This window comes from Klebsiella sp. Ech2A (genome assembly GCF_030078455.1).
GTDB classification, from domain to species: domain Bacteria; phylum Pseudomonadota; class Gammaproteobacteria; order Enterobacterales; family Enterobacteriaceae; genus Klebsiella; species Klebsiella terrigena.
The window spans coordinates 1-2285 of sequence record NZ_JAQGFU010000356.1 but is presented as its reverse complement, the minus strand read 5'-3'; the positions used below and the strand labels follow the sequence as shown (position 1 = coordinate 2285).

Below are 2285 nucleotides of genomic sequence, written 5' to 3'. Positions count from 1 at the left end.
GGCGATCGCGAACTGCGCTATCGCCCAGCCTTCGCTGTAGGGCCAGCGCCGCCCGGCATCCGGCCACCTGAGGGTAAAGAGCCCGCCCGCCAGCCACAGCGCGGCGGCCAGCAGGCCCTCAGCCCACAGCGGACCGCCGGCCCGCGGCCGCGACAGCGCCTGCTCAGGCGAATACGTTGGCATAAATACTCTCCGCAAACTGATGAGGATCGGTCCCGGGCTTGATCACCTGCACCTGCTGCAGGTCAATGGCGTACTGGGTCAGCTCTTTGACGAACGCTTCGCCGACGGCGTGGTGGCCGTGGCCCTGGCCGTGAAGGATCCCCGTGACCTCGGTCTCATTGGTATTCAGCGCGTGGGCCATAAACGCCTGCGCCACGCTTTCCGGGTGGGCCGAAGCGTAGCTGTGCGCCTCCAGAATGGCCTGGGTCAGCGCGGCGGCGGCCGGCCTGTGGTCCCGCGCCAGCGATCCGCTCACCCCCAGCACGCAACAGCTCAGGTTGGCGTAATCCCCGCTCATATTGCTGGCGATCAGCTGATACTTGCCGGTCTCCAGCAGGCGATAGCTGAAGGGTTCGCTGCCGCTGATGGCGGCAATCTCGCGCTTGTCGAGCGCCACGCTCAGCAGATCGGCGGGATAGACCTTCCACTGCACGTCGCTAAGCGGATCGATCCCGTGACGTTTGAGCAAAATGGCGAAGAAGTTTTTATCCGGGCCGGCCATGTCGGTCACCCCGATAGTCTGTCCCTTCAGGCTCTCCAGGCCGCCAAACGGCGAATTTTTTGCCGTCAGCAGATTCAGGCAGCCGCCGTGCGTCCCGGCGGTGAGCTTGACGTCAAAGCCCTGCTCCAGCGCCTTCAGCCAGCGCAGCGCCATCCCGACGCCGGCGTCCGCCTTGCCGGTGGCTATCGCCTCCAGCAGAACGTCGGTCGAGTTACCAAAATTAACGAACTCCACGTCAAGGTTGTACTTGCTGAAAAACTTCTGCTGCTCGGCCACCGCGACCGGGGCAAGGCACACCGCGCTTTTGTTGATCGCCAGCCTGATTTTGTAGGGTTCGGCCAGGCGCAGCGCCGGGTTTTCCCTCTCGGCGGGCATCGCCGCCATATCGTGCGCCCACAGCGGCCAGGCCGTCGCCGCCAATGCCGTACCGGCGCTCAGCTGAAGAAAACGGCGGCGGGAAAAAGAGGTCTCGATCATGGCGTGGTCTCCTGAGGCGCGGTTTGTACGGGGACGGTAAAGCCGTCATCAAAGGTCGGCGTGACGTCCAGCCTGGCGCGGATCAGCCCGTTGGCCTGATAAAAATCGGCGGTGGCCTGCTGCTGGGCGACGATCCGCGAATCCAGGCGCTGCCACTGCGATTGCCGGTTCGCGAACTGCGCCCGGGCAATCTCCGGCGGGAAACGGATAATCTCGCCGAGGGTTTTGCCGTAGCTGTCCAGATTGGCATAGGCCCAGCGCTCGGCGCCCGCCAGGCGATGGAGATAGTCCTGCAGCGCCGCCCGCTTAGCCGGATCCTTAAGGCTGGCGTCGGTGGCCGCAAGGAAGGTGTTGCCGGGCAGCAGCCCCTTGCCGCTCACCAGAATTTGCCCCTCGGCGGTTTTCACCAGCTGGGTGGTGTAGGGCTCCCAGGTCGCCCAGGCATCCACCGACCCGTTGAGCAGGGCCACTTTGGCATCCACCGGGCCGAGGAAGACCCACTGCACGTCCCCGGGCGATATTCCCGCCTGCTCCAGCGCCTTGAGGGCGACAAAGTGGCCGATGGACCCCTTCCCGGTGGCGATGCGTTTGCCCTTTAGGTCCGCCGCGCTTTTCAGCGGGCTGCCCGGCGGAACCAGCACCGCGGTACCGGCGGGGTTGCTTTTATCGACGGCGATCGCCTTTACCGGCGCCCCGTTGGCGAGGGCGAAGAGCAGCGGCGCATCGCCGATAATCCCGGCATCAACCGCGCCGGCGTTCAGCGCTTCCGCCAGCGGCGCGGCGGCGGGAAACTCCGCCCACCTGATGTCGTAGTTCAGGTTTTGCAGCGCATTCGCGGCTTCCAGCTGCGAGCGCATGCCGCCCTTTTGATCGGCAATGCGCAGGGTGACGCGCTCCTGCGCCACTGCATGGGCGCTCAGCGCCAGCAGCACGAGCGCCGCGGCTAAAGGGGTTCTCTTTCGTTCGCGCATGGTGATTATCCTTATAATTGAAAAGCCTGTTTGCCCGCCGCCTGCCAGGCGCTATCGTTCTGCGGCGTATGCACCCGCCCGCACAGCACGTTGCGGTAGTGGCGCTCCACAGG

Annotated in this window: 2 protein-coding genes and 2 pseudogenes; all 4 read right to left on the bottom strand. The window is 65.2% G+C overall.

Features of this window, described 5'->3' with window-relative positions; genetic code table 11:
* A pseudogene (locus PFH44_RS26870) lies at positions 1-183 on the bottom strand (ABC transporter permease); the annotation flags it as partial.
* Positions 164-1201 carry an ABC transporter substrate-binding protein gene (locus PFH44_RS26865; protein ID WP_283826733.1) on the bottom strand — a complete coding sequence of 346 codons (1038 nt, stop codon included), beginning with the start codon at positions 1199-1201 and terminating at the stop codon, positions 164-166. The gene PFH44_RS26865 and the pseudogene PFH44_RS26870, both read right to left, overlap by 20 nt.
* Entirely contained in the window at positions 1198-2172 is a 975-nt protein-coding gene (locus PFH44_RS26860; protein ID WP_283826732.1) for an ABC transporter substrate-binding protein, read from the bottom strand. Before PFH44_RS26860 ends, PFH44_RS26865 begins: the two co-directional genes overlap by 4 nt.
* Positions 2173-2183: 11 nt before the next feature.
* Positions 2184-2285: pseudogene (locus PFH44_RS26855) on the bottom strand (acyl-CoA dehydrogenase family protein); the annotation flags it as partial.

What these genes read in the sequence shown, in the direction of transcription:
- PFH44_RS26865 (WP_283826733.1), bottom strand. Translation starts at nt 1,201, where the DNA reads ATGATCGAGACCTCTTTTTCCCGCCGCCGTTTTCTTCAGCTGAGCGCC.
- PFH44_RS26860 (WP_283826732.1), bottom strand. Translation starts at nt 2,172, where the DNA reads ATGCGCGAACGAAAGAGAACCCCTTTAGCCGCGGCGCTCGTGCTGCTG.